This is a genomic window from Streptomyces sp. NPDC005805, assembly GCF_040630445.1.
Lineage (GTDB): Bacteria > Actinomycetota > Actinomycetes > Streptomycetales > Streptomycetaceae > Streptomyces.
Genome location: NZ_JBEXXN010000031.1, coordinates 14788 through 33583, shown reverse-complemented (window position 1 = coordinate 33583; position 18796 = coordinate 14788). Strand labels below are relative to the sequence as shown.

The 18796-nt window shown below is 72.6% G+C and carries 9 protein-coding genes; 4 read left to right on the top strand and 5 right to left on the bottom strand.

The features are described from left to right. Positions 1 to 8: 8 nt before the first annotated feature. From ABZ457_RS18490 to ABZ457_RS18480, 3 genes are all read right to left on the bottom strand, one after another. On the bottom strand, positions 9 to 6077 hold the full coding sequence (locus ABZ457_RS18490; RefSeq protein ID WP_359158635.1) for a toxin TcdB middle/N-terminal domain-containing protein: 6069 nt from the start codon (positions 6075 to 6077) through the stop codon (positions 9 to 11). A gap of 33 nt (positions 6078 to 6110) precedes the next feature. Beyond that, positions 6111 to 10058 carry a hypothetical protein gene (locus ABZ457_RS18485; protein ID WP_359158634.1) on the bottom strand — a complete coding sequence of 1316 codons (3948 nt, stop codon included), beginning with the start codon at positions 10056 to 10058 and terminating at the stop codon, positions 6111 to 6113. 189 nt (positions 10059 to 10247) lie between these two features. Continuing rightward, positions 10248 to 11441: a CaiB/BaiF CoA-transferase family protein gene (locus ABZ457_RS18480; RefSeq protein WP_359158633.1), complete on the bottom strand. Its 1194-nt coding sequence runs from the start codon at positions 11439 to 11441 to the stop codon at positions 10248 to 10250. A gap of 122 nt (positions 11442 to 11563) precedes the next feature. Here ABZ457_RS18480 and ABZ457_RS18475 point away from each other — a divergent pair, with 122 nt between their 5' ends. The 4 genes from ABZ457_RS18475 (at position 11564) to ABZ457_RS18460 (ending at position 15119) form a co-directional block, all read left to right on the top strand. Next, on the top strand, positions 11564 to 12793 hold the full coding sequence (locus ABZ457_RS18475; RefSeq protein WP_359158632.1) for a cytochrome P450: 1230 nt from the start codon (positions 11564 to 11566) through the stop codon (positions 12791 to 12793). A gap of 135 nt (positions 12794 to 12928) precedes the next feature. Beyond that, a complete protein-coding gene (locus ABZ457_RS18470; protein WP_359158631.1) occupies positions 12929 to 13252 on the top strand; it encodes a 2Fe-2S iron-sulfur cluster-binding protein in 324 nt (107 codons plus the stop codon). Beyond that, the gene (locus ABZ457_RS18465) at positions 13252 to 14514 is read left to right on the top strand and encodes an FAD-dependent oxidoreductase (protein WP_359158630.1); all 1263 of its coding nucleotides are present in this window, start codon (positions 13252 to 13254) and stop codon (positions 14512 to 14514) included. Before ABZ457_RS18470 ends, ABZ457_RS18465 begins: the two co-directional genes overlap by 1 nt. Before the next feature lie 182 nt (positions 14515 to 14696). Further along, positions 14697 to 15119, top strand: coding sequence for a hypothetical protein (locus ABZ457_RS18460; protein ID WP_359158629.1), 423 nt, complete (start codon positions 14697 to 14699; stop codon positions 15117 to 15119). 391 nt (positions 15120 to 15510) lie between these two features. Here the strand turns inward: ABZ457_RS18460 and ABZ457_RS18455 are convergent, their stop codons facing one another. Together ABZ457_RS18455 and ABZ457_RS18450 are read right to left on the bottom strand one after the other, a co-directional pair. Further along, on the bottom strand, positions 15511 to 17196 hold the full coding sequence (locus ABZ457_RS18455; protein ID WP_359158628.1) for an MFS transporter: 1686 nt from the start codon (positions 17194 to 17196) through the stop codon (positions 15511 to 15513). Continuing rightward, positions 17193 to 18716: an NDP-hexose 2,3-dehydratase family protein gene (locus tag ABZ457_RS18450; RefSeq protein ID WP_359158627.1), complete on the bottom strand. Its 1524-nt coding sequence runs from the start codon at positions 18714 to 18716 to the stop codon at positions 17193 to 17195. Before ABZ457_RS18450 ends, ABZ457_RS18455 begins: the two co-directional genes overlap by 4 nt. Positions 18717 to 18796: the final 80 nt, after the last annotated feature.

Below are 18796 nucleotides of genomic sequence, written 5' to 3'. Positions count from 1 at the left end.
GGCCCCGGTCAGCGCCGGCTCCGGTCGAGGTCACGCCAGAAGTCCTCGCCGCTCTTGCGGTTCTCATAGGAGGTCGGGACCGAAATCGCGAGCACGCTCGGCGCCACGACGAGTGTGTAGGTCTGGTACGGGTAGGGCGAGAAGTTCATCAGCCGGCGCCCCCGGTCGTCCGCGTCCATCTGGAACGGGTTGTTCGCCCCCGTTCCCCAGGGGTGGTTCGGGCCGACGGAGTCGGCCCACGCCGCGTCGAAGTCGGGGAACGGGCCCTGGTACGTCTTCTCCTGGAGCGCATGGCCCAGCTCGTGCGCGTGGGTGTGGAGGTATTCGAGATAGTCGTCGCCGATCTGGCCGTAACTCGCCTTCTCCCTGAAGGTGACGACACCGTGGTACTCGAATGCCGGGGCGCCGGTACCGACCCGGTCGAGCACGTAGCCGGTCCGGCTGATGTCCGCCGTGCCTCTGGCGCGTTCGGAGAACATCTGGTGTGCCTGCCTGATCTGGCGGGGGTTGTCGCCGCTCGTCCAGAACCCGGTCATCATGACCCGGTTGGCGATCATCGTGCCGAGCCACGACCCGACGGCGCCGGCCGCGGCCGCCGCCACCATGTCCCAGTTGCCGAGGGCGAGGCCGTCCGTGACGCCGGCGATCAGAGGGAGTGAGGACAGTCCCGTCAGCACCGACATCACGGCCTGCTGCATGACATGGCCGCCGATCATCACGCTCGCCGCTGAAATGCCCCAGACCGCGAGGCCGCCGATCGCGCCGCTGAACCCGCCGAGCAGACCGCCGATCACGGCGCCCTTGGCGCCACCGTCGATGCCGCCGGCCACCGCGCCGCCCGCGAGTCCGCCCACGAGCCCCGCGAGGAACGGATTCCCGGCCGACACGACGAAGGTGACGGCTCCTGCCAGCCCCCCGATCAGCCCGCCGAGGACCGAGCCGAGTAGCGACAGGCCCGACGGATCGGCGTACACGACCGGGTTGTTCGCCCCGTACGCGTAGAGGTTGAAGCACTGCGGGCTGCTCACGGCCAGCGACGGCGCGCCGAGATAGAGCGGGTCGGGGCTGGTGAAGCGGCCGATCTCCGGCGCGTAGTGGCGCGCGCCGAAGTGGTAGAGGCCGCTGATGTCGTCGAGTGTCCGGCCGCCGAACTGCGGCGGAACCCCCGGGCCGGTCGCGGGGCCCGCCTCGCCGAAGGGGTGGAAGAAGCGCGTCGCGGCGAGGGCGCCGGCCGCGTCGGTCGTCACGACGACATGGCCGAGCTCATTGCCGTGGAGATACGTTCGTCCGGCGGCCCGGTCGACCGCGAGGGGTGTGCCGCCGGCCGACAGGTAGCGCCGGACCGTGCCGTCGTCGTCCTCTTCGTAGAGGCCGGCGAGGAAGAGGGTCCGGCGGGTGGTCCCCGCGAGCGTCCCGGTCCGCCAGACGCGTTCCCCCGCCGCGTTGCAGCGGTACTCCACCCGCGCGCCGTCGGACCGTCGCACGTGTGCGAGCCTGCCGAACGCGTCGTAGCCAAGGTCGCGCCCGGGCAGGTGCACGATGTTGCCGTTGGCGTCGTGACGGTAGAGCGGTACCGGCGCGCCGTCCACCCTGATCCCGGCGATCCGGTTCGAGCCCGGCGGGTCGTACTCGATCGGGGCCGCGCCGTGGGTCGGGTAGCGCCGGATGTTGCCCGCCGCGTCGTAGGCGTACTCGCGGACGTACGCGGGAACGGACGGCGAGCCACCGCCGGCTGCCTCCAGCAGCCGGTAGCGGGCGTCCAGCACGAAGCGGCGCGAGTGCGGTGCGCCGGGGCCGGGCGGGAGCCCGTCGATCTGGGCGAGCACGTTGCCGGCCCTGTCCCTCCGGTACGTCGTGTCGTGCAGCGGCTCGCCCCCGGGGCCGACGACACGCAGACGGTCGAGGAAGTGGGTCGAGGGACTGTAGGTGAGGTGCGTCGACACGCCGTTCGCGAACCGCAGCGAGGTACGGCGTCCGAGGGCGTCGAAGGTGGCCTCGTCGAGGGCCCCGGGTATCGCGACGAGCTGCCCGGCGCGGTTGTACCGGTAGGCGGCCTCGAAGCCGTCCGGGTACCGGATGCCGGCCACCCGGCCGTTCGCGTCATACCGGTGTTCGAGGGTCCAGCTCCTGCCGGAGGCGTTCAGGGTGCGCCGTGTCGTGCGGCCGCGCGCGTCGTACTCGAAGGTCCAGTCGCCCGACTCGTCGTGGACCGCGCAGAGCCGGCCGACGCCGTGCGGCAGGTCCGTCGCGTCGTAGACGTACCGGTGTACGAGGACGCCGTCGGCGCTCGTCGCGGTCGGCCGGTCGAGGGCGTCGTAGGAGGTGTCGACCCGCGCCCCGGCGGCGTCGACCGACCGGACCGTCCGGCCGGCGGCGTCGAAGTAGAAGCGGCGGAGCCCGGCGTCGCGGTGGTCGAGGACGAGCCGGTTGCCGACCTGGTCGAAGCTCTGGGCGACGATGCGCTCGCCGTCGGGGCCCACCGCCTCGACGAGACGGCCCCCTTCGTCGTAGCGGTACCCGTGGTGTGTGGTCGTGCCGTGGTGTGCCGTCGTGCCGTCGTGCGTGGTCGTGCCGTGCTGTTCGTCGACGCCGACGAGCCGGCCCCAGCCGTCCAGGTGGTAGGTGGTCGGCGTGTCGAAGAAGCCGCGTGCGATGTTCTCGGGCGAGTCGTCGGTGTCGTTGGCGTCGTAGCCGACGGTCCGGAAGCCGTCGTGGACGACGCGGGTGCTCCGTCCTCCCGGGAGATCGGTCGCCACGACACGGCCGATCGCGTCGTAGCGCAGTACGGTCGTCGCGGTGCCGGGCGCGGGGCCGAAGTCGAGGGAGTCCGCGAACGTCGGATCGCCCCGGAGCCGGTTCCAGCCGCGGGCGTTCCGCTCCTCGCGGGCCGAGACGAGCACGGTGGACCCGTCCACCGCCGAACGGACCTGCTGTGCCTCGCCGCTGCCGTTGTAGTAGGTGCGGCGGCAGGCGGGAGGCGTCCCGGTGCCGAGCTTCTGCCGCAGTTCCGTGTACGGCGGGGATCCGGGCGCAAGGTCGCCGAGGTGGTACACGACCCTTTCGCTCGGATCGTCGAGTGAGTCACCCGGCAGCGCGAGGCGGGTGACGCGGCCGAGCGCGTCGAAGGCGCACCGGGTGACCGAGCCGTTGGGGTCGACGACGTGTTCGGGTTGCAGGGCGGCGTCGTCCCAGGAGAGCCGCGTCACATGGCCGGCCGGGTTCTCGACACGGGTCGGGAAGACCCCGTCGGGATCGTAGGAGATCGTCGTCTCGTGGCCCAGCGGATCACGCGAGGCGGAGAGGTTGGCCCGCGCGTCGTAGGCGTAGCGGCAGGCGTCGGCCCATACGGCGCCGTCCTCGATCCGGTAGCCGAGCGAGGCGGCGGTCAGTCCCTGCGGACCGTAGTGCGCGTCGAACTCACCGGTCCCGAGGACGCGAACGCTGTGGCGTGTCACGCGACCGGACGTGGCACGGCCGAGTGGCAGCCCGGCGAAGGCGGGCCCGTCGTAGTAGGTGCGTGTCTCGCGGACGACGGTGCCGTCGTCCCTCGTCTCCACGAGCCGTGCGGGAAGCGAGGTCGGGGAGCCGTCCGGGCGGCGGGCGAACTCCGTCTCGCCGGTCAGGGCCAGTGGCCGGTCGCCGTTCGCCGTCGACCGGTCTCGCACCACGTTGCCGCGCTCGTCGACGTCGTAGGCGTGTTCGACGACGACCGGCTCGCCGCTCGTGGCCGGTGCCTCGCTCCGGGTGGCGGCCCGGTGGACGGTGACCACCGGCGTGCCGTCGAGGCCGTGGTCGGCGACGGTCGCCGTCCAGACGGTCGCCGAGCTGCGCAGCACCGGACCGTCGAGGGCCTGCTGCCGCATGTCCAGCAGCTTTCCCCACCGTGCCACGGCGAGCGCCCGGTCGTCCCGGTCCAGACCGGCGGTCGGCGTGGTGTCGAAGCGCATGGTCGTGAGGAGGCCCGGGGCCGAGGAGTCGCCGTGCTCGATGAGGTCGACACCGCCGAAGCCGGCGAAGCGACGCTCGTCTCCGTCGTAGAGGCCGTCGTGGTAGCGGATCTCCAGCCTGCTGCCCGGCCCGGCGAGGGGGTCCTCCTGGCGTATCTCCGCGACCACCTGGACCGGGAAGGGCAGGAAGGTCTCCCAGGGCCGGCCGCTGCGGCGGTCCTGCGCGGCGAACCGGCTGGAACTCCGGTAGCCGACCGTCGTCTTCTTCCCGAGTCCGTTGTCGACGGTGGTGAGGAGATACGGCTTCCGCTCACCGGCCAGATCGAGATAGAGGTAGCGCGTGTCGGGGCGGATGTGCTCGCGATGGCCCCACAGCACACCGGCCGTGCCCGAGCCGAGCATGTCGGCGACGCCGAGTTCGGCCCCGCCGGGGGGCGGTGTGTTGCGGAGCCGGACGGGATCGGCGAATGCCGCGCCGAAGCGGTTGATCCAGATCGTCACGGTGCCGGCGTCGACGACGACGAGGTCCGCCACTCCGTCCCCGTTGACGTCCGTCATGAAGACATGGCGCGGCCGGGTCGGGCGGACGAAGGCCGGCGAGTGCGCGAGCACCCGCCGGCGGCCCCACCGGCCGAGGCCCTCGTACGGCCAGTAGCTGACCTCGCCGGACTTCACCAGGACGATGTCGGCGAGGCCGTCGCCCGTCATGTCGGCGAGGTGGACACGCGGATCGGCCAGTGACACATCGGGAAACACGTCGAGGTCGCGCACCCGGGGAATCGGCGGCAGCGCCTCCCATCCGTCGGTCCCGCGGTTCAGGTGCAGGACGAACGCCGCCGGGGTCGTGCGCAGCAGGTCGACGCGGCCGTCGGCGTCGAGGTCCACCAGGCGGTTGTGCGGATCGTTGAGGCTGTAGGCCGGCGCGCGGCGGTAGCGCCGGAACCGCCCCCAGGTCGCCTGCCCGGTCCGGGGAAAGAAGCCGGGAGCCGGCCCGTCGGCGACGAGCACGTCGACGGCGCCGTCCCCGTCGAGGTCGCCCAGGCCGGTGCCGGGTGCGCCGAGGTGGACACCGCCGGGGAGGCTGCGAATCCTTCTCGGCGCGTCGAAGGTGCCGTCCCCGTGGTTCGCCCAGTAGCGGTGCTGGGTGCCGTCGATCTGGACCAGGTCCGGGAGCCCGTCTCCGGTGCAGTCGACCAGGTCGACGCCGGGCGCCCCGAGCGGCACCGGATCGGCGCCGGGCCTGCCCTTGAGCGCCCGGCACCTGCCGTCCGGCGGCCGGAACGAGGTGTATCCGAACGTCAGCGGCGGCAGCGACTCGACCTCGTCGTCACGGTGACCGGTCAGGCGGACCTGATGAAGCAGCGACACGGGGGTCTCGTCCGGCTCGGTGTAGCTCAGCGCGTAGCGCCGGATCAGGCTCGCGCCGGCCGGGCGGACCCGGTGGATCTCGATCGCCGAGCAGCGCAGCACGGTCTCGATCGGGAAGCCGTGGCGGGCGGTGCCGAACACATCGGGGCGGGGCTCGTAGGTGAGCACCAGCCGGTACGGCCCGTACCGGATCTCCTTGAGGAAGAGGTTGTTGTGGTCGGCCAGATACCGGTAGCGGATGAGCTGGCCGTTGCGGTCCTCGGCTTCCTGCAACGCCCAGGCGAGGACCCGGTCCGGGTGCTCGGGGTGGGCGATCACCGCGTCGGCGTCGATGCCGAACCGCTGCGCGCCGCCTTCCTTCGGGAGGATCTCCCAGTGGTCGCCCCGCTCGATCCGCGCGAAGATCTCGTCGCGTTTCGGGCGGTAGCTGCCGTCGGCCAGCCGGACGAGTTCCCCGTGCAGGTCGTGCCGGTAGCCGTCGGTGTCGTCGTACCGGACGAAGCGCCGCTCCCCGTCGCGGTGGATCGACGGCACCCCGAGGGACCAGCCGAGGCCGAAGGCGCCGTTCGAGGCGCCCGAGTTGTAGGCGAGTGCCAGGGCCGGGCGCAGACCGGCGGGGCCGTTCGGCAGGCGCAGATCGAGCGTGTAGCTGCCGGTACCGCAGTTGTAGTCGGCCACGAAGGCGCCGCCGAGCCCGCGGAGGTCGCCGCCGCCTTTCGGAAGGCTGACGGCCTGCGGTGACACGCCGGACAGGTGCGGCATCGTCGCTCCCTCGTGTCGTGGTGGGGCGGATGGCTACACGTCACGCACCCGTAGGTCGTGGAAGAGCGCGGTCGGGTTCTTCCACGCGAGGAACCCGAAGCGGCCGGCCGAAGCGATGGAGCCGTCCGTTCCGGAGAGGACGGGTACCCCGTCCAGCGCCACGACCAGCGTGTCGTCGACGGCGGCGAAGGCGAGTTCACAGGTACGCCCCGGGGTATGGCCCGTGGTGCGGTCGACTGCCGGTGTGCCGAGTTCGGCGAAGACTCCGGCGACCTTCCTGCCGATACGCCGGTAGCCGAGGTCCGCGTCCATGAGGAAGTAGTAGTAGTTGTCCGGGTCCAGGTAGCGCAGAACGACACCGATCCCGTTGCCGTCGGAGGCGAGGCGTGTCCGCAGCACCAGGTTCCGGCGTACGGGCCAGGTGTCCGGCTTGCCGAGCAGCAGTGTTCCCGGCTTGGCGGGGCCCGTGTTCTGGAGAGCCGGGTCGTACACGGTCCCCTGCTGGCGAACCACCCCGCGGCCCGCGTCCCAGTTCCAGACACCCGGCCCGTGCACCGCGCCGGGGTCGTCGACGGCGTCGAAGCCCGCCGGCGGATCCGTCGTGAAGTCGCTCCCGGCGGCCGAGCGTCCGCGTGGTGTGTAGGTGTAGTCGGCGAAGTACGCGAGGTTCTGGACCTTGTCCCATCCGAAGCCGGCGGCGAAGGCCGGGCCGTTGAGCTCCGGGTCGATGCGCAGGGTCCAGGATCCGGTGAGCGGGCGGCCCCGCAGCGGCGCCAGTGCCGCGCTGCCGGTTCCGACGAGCCCGTGCGCGTCCGTCGTCGCGCTCACGCTGACTCCGCCGGCCTCGGCGGTCACGGTGATACCGGCGGGCGAGACGCCTTCGACGGTTTCGAGCGCGAGCTGGAGGTCGCGCACCTCGGGCGCCGTGTGGTGGAACGGCAGGCTCGCCTCGTCGAGGTCGAAGGTGAGCCGGCCGGTCGACTGGAAGTTGAAGAACTCGTCCGGGTACTGGAAGCGCAGCGCGAGACCGATCATCCGCTCGTCCCGGGCGACCGCCGCGAGTTCCGCCTTGACCGTGCTCGCGACGCGATCGCTGTAGTACGCGTCGTAGTAGAGGACGAGGTGGACGTTGGTGACGGTGCGGAAGTTGACATCGTTCACGTCGAGCGGCAGGTCGAGGGTCCAGCCGCCCGCGACACCGCAGTTCTCGAACGCGGCGAGCACCTCCTCGTCGGTGGCGGCGAACACGAATCCGTCGCCACGGAGGTCGAAGCGCGACAGGATCATCGTCTCGGGCCGCTGCACCCGCGTCTGGACGGTGCCGTCGCGGTTGCGGTCGAGGGAGATACCGCTGCTGGTCAGGGTGCCGTGCAGGCCGTCGGCGCCGACGATCCCCTCGATCACGACCTCGACACGGCGGAGCTTGCGCCGGTAGGTACCCGGATTCCAGCGGTCGAAGTCGTCGAGCGAGGTCTGGAAGTCGATCCGCCCGGTGTCCTGGAAACGCCGGAACTGGAAGGGGTAGCGGTCGGCGAGGGCGATGCTCACCTTGACCGGCGCCTTCTTCCCCGTGTCGAGCAGCCGGTCGTAGCTGAACTGGTCGATGTCGGCGAGCAGCAGATCAGCCGCGAGCAGGCCGTCGAGTTCGCTGCGCCCGTAGTCGAAGCGGATCCGGTTGACGCTGGTGTCGTACTCGAACTCGTAGGCCCGTTCCATCAGGAACGCGGCGCCGATGGCCCAGTCGAGATAGCGCCGGCTGATCTCGCGCTGGGTTTCCGCGAGATCGTCCCAGAGCTCCGGTGTGAGTTCCTGGTCCCGGAAGGCGTCGAGCTGGGCCACCGCCTGACGGGCACGCAGTTCGGCGAGCCGGCGCTGCGCCTCGGCGGCCTGTACGCCCTTTCGCGCCACCCGGACCTGCCCGTCGGCGATGCCCTTCTCGCTCTCAAGCTGCTCGATCTTGCGATCCATGTTGCGCAGCTCCAGGTCACGGGTGACCTTGCTGCGGCTGCGGTTCATGGTGCGGAGGATGTCCGCCTTCTCCACGTTCTTGACGTACTCGAAGGTGGAGGAGCCGAGCAGTCCGGTGTAGGTCTCGCGGACGTGGGTGAGCTGGATGCCGAGCTGCTGCGCGTAGTCCGGGCCGATGTGCACGCTGCCGGCGGGCGCGCTGAACGCGGCGCTGATCTCGTCGTAGAAGGCGCTCTGCTCGGAGACCGCCGCGTAGTCGGCCTGCGCGTCATGGGCCTGGGCGACGCGCTGCCGCGCGAGTTCGGCGCTCGCCTGTGCGACTTCCTGCTGCGCCTGGGCGAGCGAGACCTTCTTCTCCTCGACCTTCACGGCCGACTTCTGCGCGCCCACCGCCTGCTCAAGGGTCAGGCGCGTGAAGGCGTCCTTCTCGGCGGTGGCCTTGAAGTTGAGGTAGGCCCGTTCGGCCTGTATCGCCTGGTTGGCGAAGTAGCGTGCCTGGTTCTGCAGATAGCGCCAGGGATGGATGGGCACGAATTCGTCGGGGATCCCCAGGTAGTTGATTCCGTCGTCGATCTGCCGGAGGTTCGCGATCGCCTGGAGGAGAAGGGTCGTCCGCCGGAGGTCGAGGCCGTCGAAGTGGATCGGATCCGGGTTGTCCAGGAAGGTCCGCGTCTCCTCTGCCAGCGGCGCGAAGGCCCCCTCGTAGAGTGGGCCGCTCACCTCGAAACCACCCGGAACGATCTTGACGATACGCTCGTACGCGGCCTTCGCGGCCGCGGTGTTCTGCTGGCGGTAGAAGCGGTCGCCCTCGGCGAGAAAGGTCCGCGCGAGTTTCGCCCAGAGGATCGGCAGCTCGATGGCGAGGTTCAGGTACCGGTACCTGCCGGCCGAGACGAAGTACTTCGCGGCGAGATCGAAACGGCCCAGTGCGTGGTAGGTGTCACCGAGCGCGAGGGGCAGGACGAAGCCGCGGACGTGTCCGAGGTACGTGGTGAAGACGTCGAGCCTGGCCAGGTCGACCGTCAGCGCCTCCACCGCCGTGGCGTCGATCCGCGGACGGAAGAGGGCGTCCTCCAGCTCGGCGGCCCCGGCGGCGAGAGCGAGGGTGATCGCGCCGTCCCTGGTCGTGACCGTGAGGTGGTCGAGCGGCGACACGCCTCCGGTCGCCAGGTGGTCCCAGGCGACTCCGGACTTCATCAGGAGCGGCAGGCCGGCGGCGCCGACCGGCCGCGTCACCTCGGCGCTGCCGGGGTTCAACGCCTGCGTCACGCTCATGGTGTCCATGGCGGGCAGGCGGTTCACGGCCGAGGCGAAGTACCGTGCGGCCTCGGCCGGTTCTCCGGCGAGGCTGCTCACCACGCCCAGGTTGTGGCGGGTCGCCGCCTGCGCCTCGGGCTGGTCCAGGTCCTGGTAGATCTCGCTCGCGTACGAGAACCCCTCCCGTGCGCCGTCGATGTCTCCCTCGGCGAGCGCGATGGCGGCGGTGAGCACCGTGCCGGCTGCCCGCTGCTCGTCGTTCGCGAGAGCGAGCAGCTCCTCGGCGTACCGGCGGGCGGGTTGAAGCTCGCCCTGACGGAGCAGGGACGCGCTTGTCTCCTGCATCCGCAGGACTTTGCCGGCGCTGCCCGCGTAGTGGTCCGTCAGCTCCACGAGCTCGGCCGGCGGGTCCAGCGGGGGAACGATGTGTGCCGTCGGGCCCAGGGACGGACGCAGCCGGTGGATCTGCACACTGGCTTCGAGCAGTGCGGGCACGAGGTCGAGGTCGAGGAGCCGGTCGGGGGCGTACTCCGCCATACCCTGCGGGAACGTGGGGAGGATCAGCTTCGGCAGCAGCTCCCACGCCGCGAGGTAGTGCGACCGGGCGCTTTCGTAGCGTTGCCTGAAGTACGCCCGGTTCCCGTCGAGTATGTGCGCCTGGATCTGCTTCTCGAGCGAGCCGGACGGTGCGGGGCCTTCGCGGGCGTCAGGGCGGAGAACCTTGATGCTGTACAGCTCGATGGGATGCGCTGCCATGCTGATTCGCCCTTGCCGCCGAAGCCGGCTCGCCCTTGGATCCTTGATCCTTGAACGGGAGGGACGCCGGTATGCGGTTCCCTCTCTCCTCCGGTGTACATCGCCGCACCTGAGCCCGCATCTTCGCGCCGGGTCGCACGGCTACCGGGCCGGGTCGCGCCCGGTCCTCCGCGGGCCCCGCCCCGCCCGTCACCGCCGCGCCGTCGCCGGCTCCGGGCGCCCCGCCCGGCTGCCGCCGCCCGCCAGGTCCGCCTCCGTGAGGCCGATCTCCGCGAGGATCTCGGCGGTGTGCGCCCCCACCGCCGGGGCCGGGGCCGGGACGGGCGGGGGCGGGGTGCGGTCGAAGCGGGGGGCGGGGGCCGGCTGGACGATGCCGTCCGCGCCGATGTGCACGCCCCGGGCCCGGTGGTGCGGGTGGCGTTCCGCCTCGTGGAGGGTGAGGACGGGCGTCACGCACGCCTCGGTGCCCGCGAAGGCGGCCGCCCAGGCGTCCCGTGTCCGGGTGCGGAAGCGGGCGGCGAACCGTTCCCGCAGGGCGGGCCAGGCGGCCGGGTCCGACCGGTCGGGGACGGTGGCCGGGTCCAGGCCGAGGCCGGTCAGGAGCGCCGCGTAGAAGCGGTCCTCCAGTGCGCCGACCGCGATGTGGCGCCCGTCGGCGCAGGCGTACACGTCGTAGAACGGGGCGCCGCCGTCCAGGGTGTTGGTGCCGCGCTCCGGCTGCCACTCCCCCGCCGCGGTCGTCGCCGCGAGCATGCCCAGCAGTGCGGCCGTCCCGTCGACGATCGCGCTGTCCACGACCTGGCCGCGCCCCGAGCGCCCGCGCTCCTGGAGGGCGGCGAGGATACCGAAGGCGAGCGGGAGTCCGCCGCCCGCGAAGTCGCCGAGGAGGTTGAGCGGCAGGACGGGCGGCCCGCCCGCCCGCCCGATCGCGTCCAAAGCCCCGCTGAGCGCCAGGTAGTTGATGTCGTGTCCGGGCTCCCGCGCCAGCGGCCCGTCCTGCCCCCAGCCGGTCATCCGCCCGTACACCAGGCGCGGGTTGCGGGCGAGGCAGAGTGCCGGGCCGACGCCCAGCCGCTCGGCGACGCCCGGCCGGTAGCCCTCCACCAGGACGTCCGCGCCGTCCACCAGCCGGAGCAGGGCGTCCACCGCGGCCGGGTCCTTGAGGTCGAGGGCCACCGAGCGGCGCCCCCGGTCCAGCACCCGGTGCCAGGAGCCGAAGGCCCGGGGCGCGCCGGGCCGGTCGACGCGGACGACGTCGGCCCCCAGGTCGGCGAGGAGCATGCAGGCGAACGGCGCGGGGCCGATCGCGGCGAGTTCCAGGACGCGCAGCCCGCTCAGCGGACCACCGGTCCCCTGTGTCTGTGTCTGTGTCTCCGTCTCCATGGCCGGAGGCTAGGAACGGGGCCTTCAGGTGCCCTTGAGCGTGACTCCATCAGGGGCTGAGGGTGCGGGGTGACACTGCTCGCCCTGCGGCCCTCCCATGCCGACCGAAGGGACTCACGACGATGACGACCAGCACCAGTCCGTCCGGCGCCGATTCCGAGACCGCGCCCAAGACCTTCCCGTACCAGCGCGGCTGCCCGTTCAGCACGCCGCCCGAGTACCCGGAGATGATCGAGAAGGACGTCTCCCAGGTCACCCTGACCGGTTCCGGACTGCGGATCTGGACGGTGACCGGTTACCACACGATCCGTCAGCTGCTCACCGACCCCCGGGTCAGCGCCTCGCGCAAGCACGACAACTTCCCCTTCTACTTCATCGCGCCGCCGGAGTTCCGCACGGAGACCTCCTTCATCGGCTACGACGGCGAGCAGCACACCAAGACCCGCCGGAAGGCGGCCCTCACCTTCACCAGCCGCCAGGTGAAGAAGCTGCGCCCGCGCATCGAGGAGATCGTCGACGAGCACATCGACCGGATGCTGGCCTCGCCGCCGCCGGTCGACCTGCACCACGCGTTCTCGCTGCCCGTGCCGATGACGGTGATCTGCGAACTCCTCGGCATACCCCACGACAAGCACGACTTCTTCATCAAGCACGGCACCGCCCTGCTCGGCGGGCACAGCTCGGCCGAGGAGCGCCAGGCCGCGATCGTCGAGGTCAACGCGTACGTCGACGACCTGATCCAGCTCAAGAAGCGGGAGCCGGGCGAGGACCTGCTCAGCCGGGCGATGGCGGACTACGAGGCGTCCGGCGAGGAGTACACCGACCGCGACCTGTTCAACATGGTCCGGCTGCTGATGAACGGCGGCCACGAGACCACCGCCAGCCAGATCTCCCTCGGCACGGCCTGCCTGCTGGAGAACCCGGAGCAGCTGGAGCAGTTGAAGGCGGACCCGTCCCTGGTGAAGCCGGCCGTGGAGGAGCTGATCCGGATCGCGACCATCGGCGACACGGCGGTGCCGCGCGTCGCGCTGGAGGACATCGAGATCGGCGGGGAGGTCATCCGCAAGGGCGACGGCATCCTCTGCCTCGGCCTCGCCGCCAACCGCGACCCGGAGGTCTTCCCGGAGCCGGAGAAGGTCATCCTCAGCCGCGGCAGCCGCAAGCACCTCGGCTTCGGCCACGGCGTGCACCACTGCATCGGGGCGGACCTGGCCCGGCTGGAGCTGGAGATCGTCTGGAGCAAGCTGTTCCAGCGCATCCCGACCCTGCGGCTGGCCAAGCCGTTCGCGGAGATCCCGCGCAAGGAGGGCGCCGTGATCTACGGGCTGTGGGAGCTGCCGATCACCTGGTGAGGCCGCGCGGCCGGCACGCGGTCGGGACGCGGCCAAGGCGCAGTCGGCACGCGGTCGGCGCGTGATCGCGCGCGCGATCAGGAACAGCACTCAGGCAGGCAGCACACGCACGGTCCGAGTCCGAGGAGGACACCCATGGCCAAGATCACCTACCGGAGCCCGGACGGCACCGACACCGTCGTCGACGTCGCCTCCCCCGGCACCGTGATGCGCGGCGCGAAGCTCAACAACATCGACGGCATCGAGGCGCAGTGCGGCGGTTCCGCCCAGTGCGGCACCTGCCACGTCTACATCGACGAGGCCAACACCCTGCCCCTGCCGCCCATGCACGAGGTGGAGGACGACGTGCTCTACGGCACGGCCAGCCCCCGCCGCGAGACCAGCCGGCTCAGCTGCCAGCTCCCCGTCAGCGACGACATGGACGGGCTGCTGGTGCATCTGCCGGAGGCGCAGTCCTGATGGGCGCGCCCTCGGTCGTCGTCATCGGCGCGGGGCAGGGCGGCGCGGAGACCGCCGCCGCCCTGCGCAGCCGGGGCTTCTCCGGCCGGATCACCCTGGTCGGCGCGGAGGACGCCCTCCCGTACCAGCGCCCGCCGCTCTCCAAGGGGTACCTCACGGGGAGCACCCCGGCGGACGAACTGGACCTGCGCCCGCGGTCGTTCTACGAGGCCCAGGACATCGAGCTGATCACCGGCACCCCGGTCACCGAACTCGACCCGGGCGGCCAGCGGGTGACCCTCGCGCGGGGCGGCGGGCGCGGGGTGCGGCTGCGCTACGACCATCTCGTCCTGGCGACCGGCGCGCGGCCGCGGGTGCTGCCGCTGCCCGGCGCCTCGCTCGCCGGGGTGCACACCCTGCGGGATCTGCGGGACGCCCTCGCGCTGCGCGCGGAACTGCGGCCGGGGGCGCATCTGCTGGTCGTCGGCGCGGGCTTCGTCGGGCTCGAACTCGCCTCCACGGCACGGCTGCTGGGCCTGGAGGTCACCGTCGTCGAGGCGGGGGCGCGGGTCATGGAGCGGTCCGCCAGCGCGGCCCTGGCCGAGCATCTGACCGCCGAGCACCGCGCCCGGGGCACCCGGATCCTGACCCGGCGCGAGGTCCTGGCCCTGCACGGGGACGGCACCGGCCGGGTGCGGGTCGCCGAGCTGGACGGCGGGGAGCGCGTCGCGGCGGACGTCGTCGTGATGGGCGTCGGCGTCCTGCCGCGGACCGAACTCGCCGCGGACGCGGGGCTTCCGGTGGGCGACGGCGTCCTCGTCGACGCGACGCTGCGGACCGCGGACCGGTCGGTGTACGCGATCGGGGACTGCGCCCGCTTCCCGAGCCCGCACGCGGGCCGCCCACTGCGGCTGGAGTCCGTCCAGAACGCCTCCGACCAGGCGCGCAGCGTGGCGGGCGCGATCTGCGGGGACGCGCCGGGGCCGTACGCGGCGGTGCCGTGGTTCTGGACCGAGCAGTGCGGGCTGCGCGTGCAGCTCGCGGGCATCACCGCCGGTCACGACCGCACGGTGGTCTCCGGGGACGTGGCGGGCAGGCGCTTCTCGGTGTTCTGCTTCGCCGGGGACCGGCTGCTCGGCACGGAGTCGGTCAACCGCCCCGCCGACCATATGATCACCCGCCGGCTGCTGGCGGAGGGCGGGGAGGCGCTGCCTGGGCCGGCGGAGGTGGCCCGGCCGGACTTCGACCTGAAGGCGTATCAGCGGGCGCGGCAGCCGCAGTAGCGGCGTACGTCGACGGCCCGTCCGCCGCCGGACCGGGAAGCCGGGCAGCCCCTCGGGGGCGGCCCGGCTTCCGGCTTACGGCGTAAGGCGCTTGACCCCGATGGCCGGAACATGACGATGCGGTGGCCGGAATTCGACGCGGGCTCGACAGGCGTTCGAGGCGGGTGCGCGACGCTGGGCCCATGGCAACCACCTCGCGTACGGAACCTCCGCGTACGGCACCCGGCGCCACCCTCCACGCCGACCTCCCCGCGCCCGCGCCCGTCGGGGCGTGGGCGGCCGAGGTGCGCCGGGGGACGGAGACCTCGGAGGTCGTCCTCCACCTCACCGCGGACGGCCGCGCCTTCCTCTCCACCGGCGGCGCCGGCCACTGGGACCCGGCCGGGCCGGGGAGCTTCGCCTTCCGCGTCGCCGAACCCCTCTACGACGAGCGCGGCCCCGCGGGGGGCGCGTGCGTCGCCTGGGTGGACATCGACCAACTGGCCGTCCTCGACGGGGACTCCTTCCACAGCACGGGCACCTCCGTGGTCCGCGACGCGACCACCGGCCGCGTCCTGCGCACCAAGCGCGTCGAACTGCGGGCCCGGGCTGCTGCTTCTTTCTGAGGGCTCGGTTCGCCTCCGGGCGCTTTCAGCGGATGCCGACGGTCGGCCGTGCCCGGACCCTCGTTCCTCGGGTCCTGCGCGCGGCCTCCCTTTCGACACCCGCGCGCCCTTCGGCTCACTCGCCGAACCGGAACGGGGCGGACGCCCGGCCCGGGCCGGGCTGCGCGGACTCCCAGGCGGGAGGGCTCGACCACGACCCTTCTCCGGGCGGACGCCGAAGCCGGCCCTCCAAGAGACCCACTCCGACACGCAAGCACCCGCCCAAAGGCCCTCTCCGGGCAGATGCCGCGCCCGGGCCCACCGAACCCGCTCCCACGCGCGAGCGCCCGCCCCCAACGCCCTTGGCCCCGCCCCCGGGAGCGCGGGGCGGGGCCTGTAACGAGGGGCGGGGTCAGACGGGGACGTCCGAGCGGTGCGCCGGGCCCGGGGACACCGGCGTCCCCGCGTCACCCGGCCCGGCGGACGCCTCCGCCGGGGCCCGGTCCGGGTCGACCGGGCGACCCCCGGACGCCGCCTCCGCGGCCGCCGCCTCCGCCGTCTCCGGGTCGACCGGCTCCACGTCCCGGAGCATCAGGACGACGAGGACGGCCGCCAGCACCACCAGCACCGCGCCGATGACCGCGTTCACATGCAGCCCGTCCACGAAGGCGGACCGCGCCGCCGCGACCAGGGCCGCGCCCGCGTCGCCCGGCAGGGAGCCCGCCGCGCCGAGGGCGCCGCCGAGGGTGTCCCGGGCGGTCTCCGCGACCGCCTCCGGCACCCCGGACGGCATGGTGTCCGTGAGCTGCGCCCGGTACACCGCCGTGCCGACGCTGCCGAGGACGGCGACGCCGATCGCCATGCCGAACTCCTGGTTGGTCTCCGAGATCGCGGAGGCGGCCCCCGCGCGCTCGGGCGGGGCCGCGCCCACGATCATGTCGACGCCCAGGATCGACATCGGGCTGATCCCCAGCGCGAAGACCACCGTGCCCGCGGCCATCAGCCCCAGGTCGTCGGAGCCGTCGAGCAGGGTGAACATCAGGAAGCCGATCGCCGCGACGACCAGGCCGCCGCCCATCACGAACGCCGGCCGGGACCGCTTGACCAGCGCCGGGGTCACCGCCGCGGCCGCGATCATCGCGGCCGTCTGCGGCAGCGTCCACAGACCCGCCTCGAACGGCGAGAGCCCCAGCACGAGTTGCATGTACTGGGAGAGGAAGAAGAACAGGCCGGACATCGCGAACAGCGACAGCGTCAGGGTGGTCAGCGAGGCGCTGAACGCGCGGTCCGCGAAGAGCCGCAGATCGAGCAGCGGATCGGTGAGGGCACGCTGCCGGCGGACGAAGACGTACCCGAGGAGCAGGCCCGCCGCCAGGACCAGCGCCGGCACCGGGGCGAGGCCGTCCTTGGCCAGTTCCTTGACGCCGTACACCAGGCCGATCATCGCGGCCACCGACAGCGCCACGCTGGGCAGGTCGAGGCGCCCGGGGGCCGGGTCGCGGTACTCGGGCAGCAGGATCGGGCCGACGACGAGCAGCAGGACCATCGGCGGGACGCCGAGCAGGAAGACCGAGCCCCACCAGAAGTGCTCCAGCAGGGCGCCGCCGACCAGCGGCCCCAGGGTCATACCGACGGTGAAGCTGGACATCCACACGGCGATGGCGCCCGTGCGCTGGCGCGGGTCCTGGAACATGTTGCGGATCAGGGCCAGCGTGGACGGCATCAGGGTGGCGCCCGCGATGCCCAGCAGCGCCCGGTTGGCGATGAGCATCTCCGCGCTCGTCGACCAGGCCGCGACCAGGGACGCGACGCCGAACGCGGCGGCGCCGATCAGCAGGAGCCGCCGCCGTCCGATCCGGTCGCCGATGACGCCCATGGCGATCAGGAAGCCCGCGACGAGGAAGCCGTAGACGTCCAGGATCCACAGCAGTTGGGAGCTGCTGGGGGCCAGGTCGGCGCTGAGCTGCGGAACGGCCAGGTACAGGACCGTGACGTCCATCGAGATCAGCAGGGTGGGCAGCGCCAGGACGGCGAGTCCGGTCCATTCCCGCCTGCCTGCCCGGGGGACGGGTGCGGTGGGCCGGGCTGCTTCGGTCATGAGGTTCCTCCGTACGGACTTCGGGGGTTCAGTGCCGGGCCCGCCGCGCCGCTGCCGATGACCGAGAGCAGCGTGCGGGCCTGGACGTTGAGGTAGTAGCCGTGCCGGGCGAGTGCGCCGAGCTGGGCGGGGGTGGCCCACTGGTAGCCGGGCGGCGGGACGTCCGGGACCTCGGGCCGGCCGTCGGCCGCCGCTTCGGGCGCCTCGACGATCAGATAGCGGCTCTCGGCGTCGAGGAAGCGTCCGCCCTCCTCGGAGAGGACGGCCTCGTAGTGGACGCGGTCGGGGCTCGCGCCGAGCACGGTGTCGAGGAAGAGCGGCCGGTCGTCGCCGGAGAGCTGGGTGTGGTTCTCGGGGACGCACTGCACGGTCGGCGCGAGTTCCACCCCGTGGTTGAGCCCGGCCTCGGTGCGGGCCTGCACCAGGACGTGCGGGACGCCGTGGAAGCGGCGGACGACGAAGGCGGCGACGCCCCGGCCGATCGGTTCGATCAGCGGCTGGGTCCAGCCGGTGACCTCGCGGCTGCCGGCCTGCACGGCGACCGCGACCACCCGGAAGAAGCGCTGGTCGTCGCGTTCCAGGTGCCAGTCGTCGCGCCGCCAGCCCTCCAGCCCGTCGAGCGGGACGCGCTCGGCGAGGACGTACGGGGAGCGTTCGGCGGCGAACCAGGACAGCAGCTCGGTGCCGGACCGGACCGCGCCGAGGTCGGCCGGGTCGGCGGGGTCGGTGATCGGCGCGCCGGCCAGGACCGAACGGGCGTCCATGTTGACGAAGTTCTCGCGGTGCAGGAGTTCGCCGATCTGGCCGAGGGTGAGCCAGCGGAAGTCGTCGTGCGGAGGGATGTCGTCGAAGATCTCGACGATCATGTTCCGGTTGCTCTTGCGGAAGAACCAGGCGCCGTGCTCGGACTGGAGGGCGTCGGCGAGGACGCGTCCGCCGGTGCGCTCGGGCTCCAGGAACCGGTCCAGATGGGGGACGGAGGCGCCCCGGTGGACCTTGAGGTAGTTGCTGCGGGTGGCCTGGACGGTCGGCGAGAGCTGGAGCAGGTTCGGGTTGCCGGGCTCCATCTTGGCCTGCATCAGGAAGTGCAGGACGCCGTCGAACTCCTTGGCCAGGATGCCGAGGACGCCCACCTCGGGCTGGTTGATGATGGGCTGCTGCCAGCTCCGGTACGGCCCGCCGTCGACGCCGACCCGCAGCCCCTCGACGGTGAAGAAGCGCCCGCTGTCGTGGCCGAGGTTCCCGGTGCCGGGCCGGAAGGACCAGCCGGTGAGGTCGGCGAAGGGGATGCGCCGGACGGCGAAGTGGTGGGCGCGTCTGCGTTCCTCGAACCAGTCGGCGATCTCCTCGGTCCGGATGAACGCGCCCGCGCCGGTGGCCGCGGCGGAGCGCGCGAGGCGGGGCGCCAGCGGCGGGCCGGTGTCGGGTGACGGTGGGAGGGCCCCGGGCGGCAGGCCCGTGGACGGCGGGCGCAGCAGGGTTCCCGCGCCGGCGGGCCCCGCGTGGACGGCGGTGGACATGGCAGGCTCCTATGGGTGGTCAAGCGGCTGGGGTGTGCCCGGCCCCGGGGTGTCCGGCGGCCGCCGGACGTCCCCCGGTC

What these genes read in the sequence shown, in the direction of transcription:
- ABZ457_RS18460 (WP_359158629.1), top strand. Translation starts at nt 14,697, where the DNA reads ATGGCAACCACCTCGCGTACGGAACCTCCGCGTACGGCACCCGGCGCC.
- ABZ457_RS18465 (WP_359158630.1), top strand. Translation starts at nt 13,252, where the DNA reads ATGGGCGCGCCCTCGGTCGTCGTCATCGGCGCGGGGCAGGGCGGCGCG.
- ABZ457_RS18450 (WP_359158627.1), bottom strand. Translation starts at nt 18,716, where the DNA reads ATGTCCACCGCCGTCCACGCGGGGCCCGCCGGCGCGGGAACCCTGCTG.
- ABZ457_RS18485 (WP_359158634.1), bottom strand. Translation starts at nt 10,058, where the DNA reads ATGGCAGCGCATCCCATCGAGCTGTACAGCATCAAGGTTCTCCGCCCT.
- ABZ457_RS18470 (WP_359158631.1), top strand. Translation starts at nt 12,929, where the DNA reads ATGGCCAAGATCACCTACCGGAGCCCGGACGGCACCGACACCGTCGTC.
- ABZ457_RS18480 (WP_359158633.1), bottom strand. Translation starts at nt 11,441, where the DNA reads ATGGAGACGGAGACACAGACACAGACACAGGGGACCGGTGGTCCGCTG.
- ABZ457_RS18490 (WP_359158635.1), bottom strand. Translation starts at nt 6,077, where the DNA reads ATGCCGCACCTGTCCGGCGTGTCACCGCAGGCCGTCAGCCTTCCGAAA.
- ABZ457_RS18475 (WP_359158632.1), top strand. Translation starts at nt 11,564, where the DNA reads ATGACGACCAGCACCAGTCCGTCCGGCGCCGATTCCGAGACCGCGCCC.
- ABZ457_RS18455 (WP_359158628.1), bottom strand. Translation starts at nt 17,196, where the DNA reads ATGACCGAAGCAGCCCGGCCCACCGCACCCGTCCCCCGGGCAGGCAGG.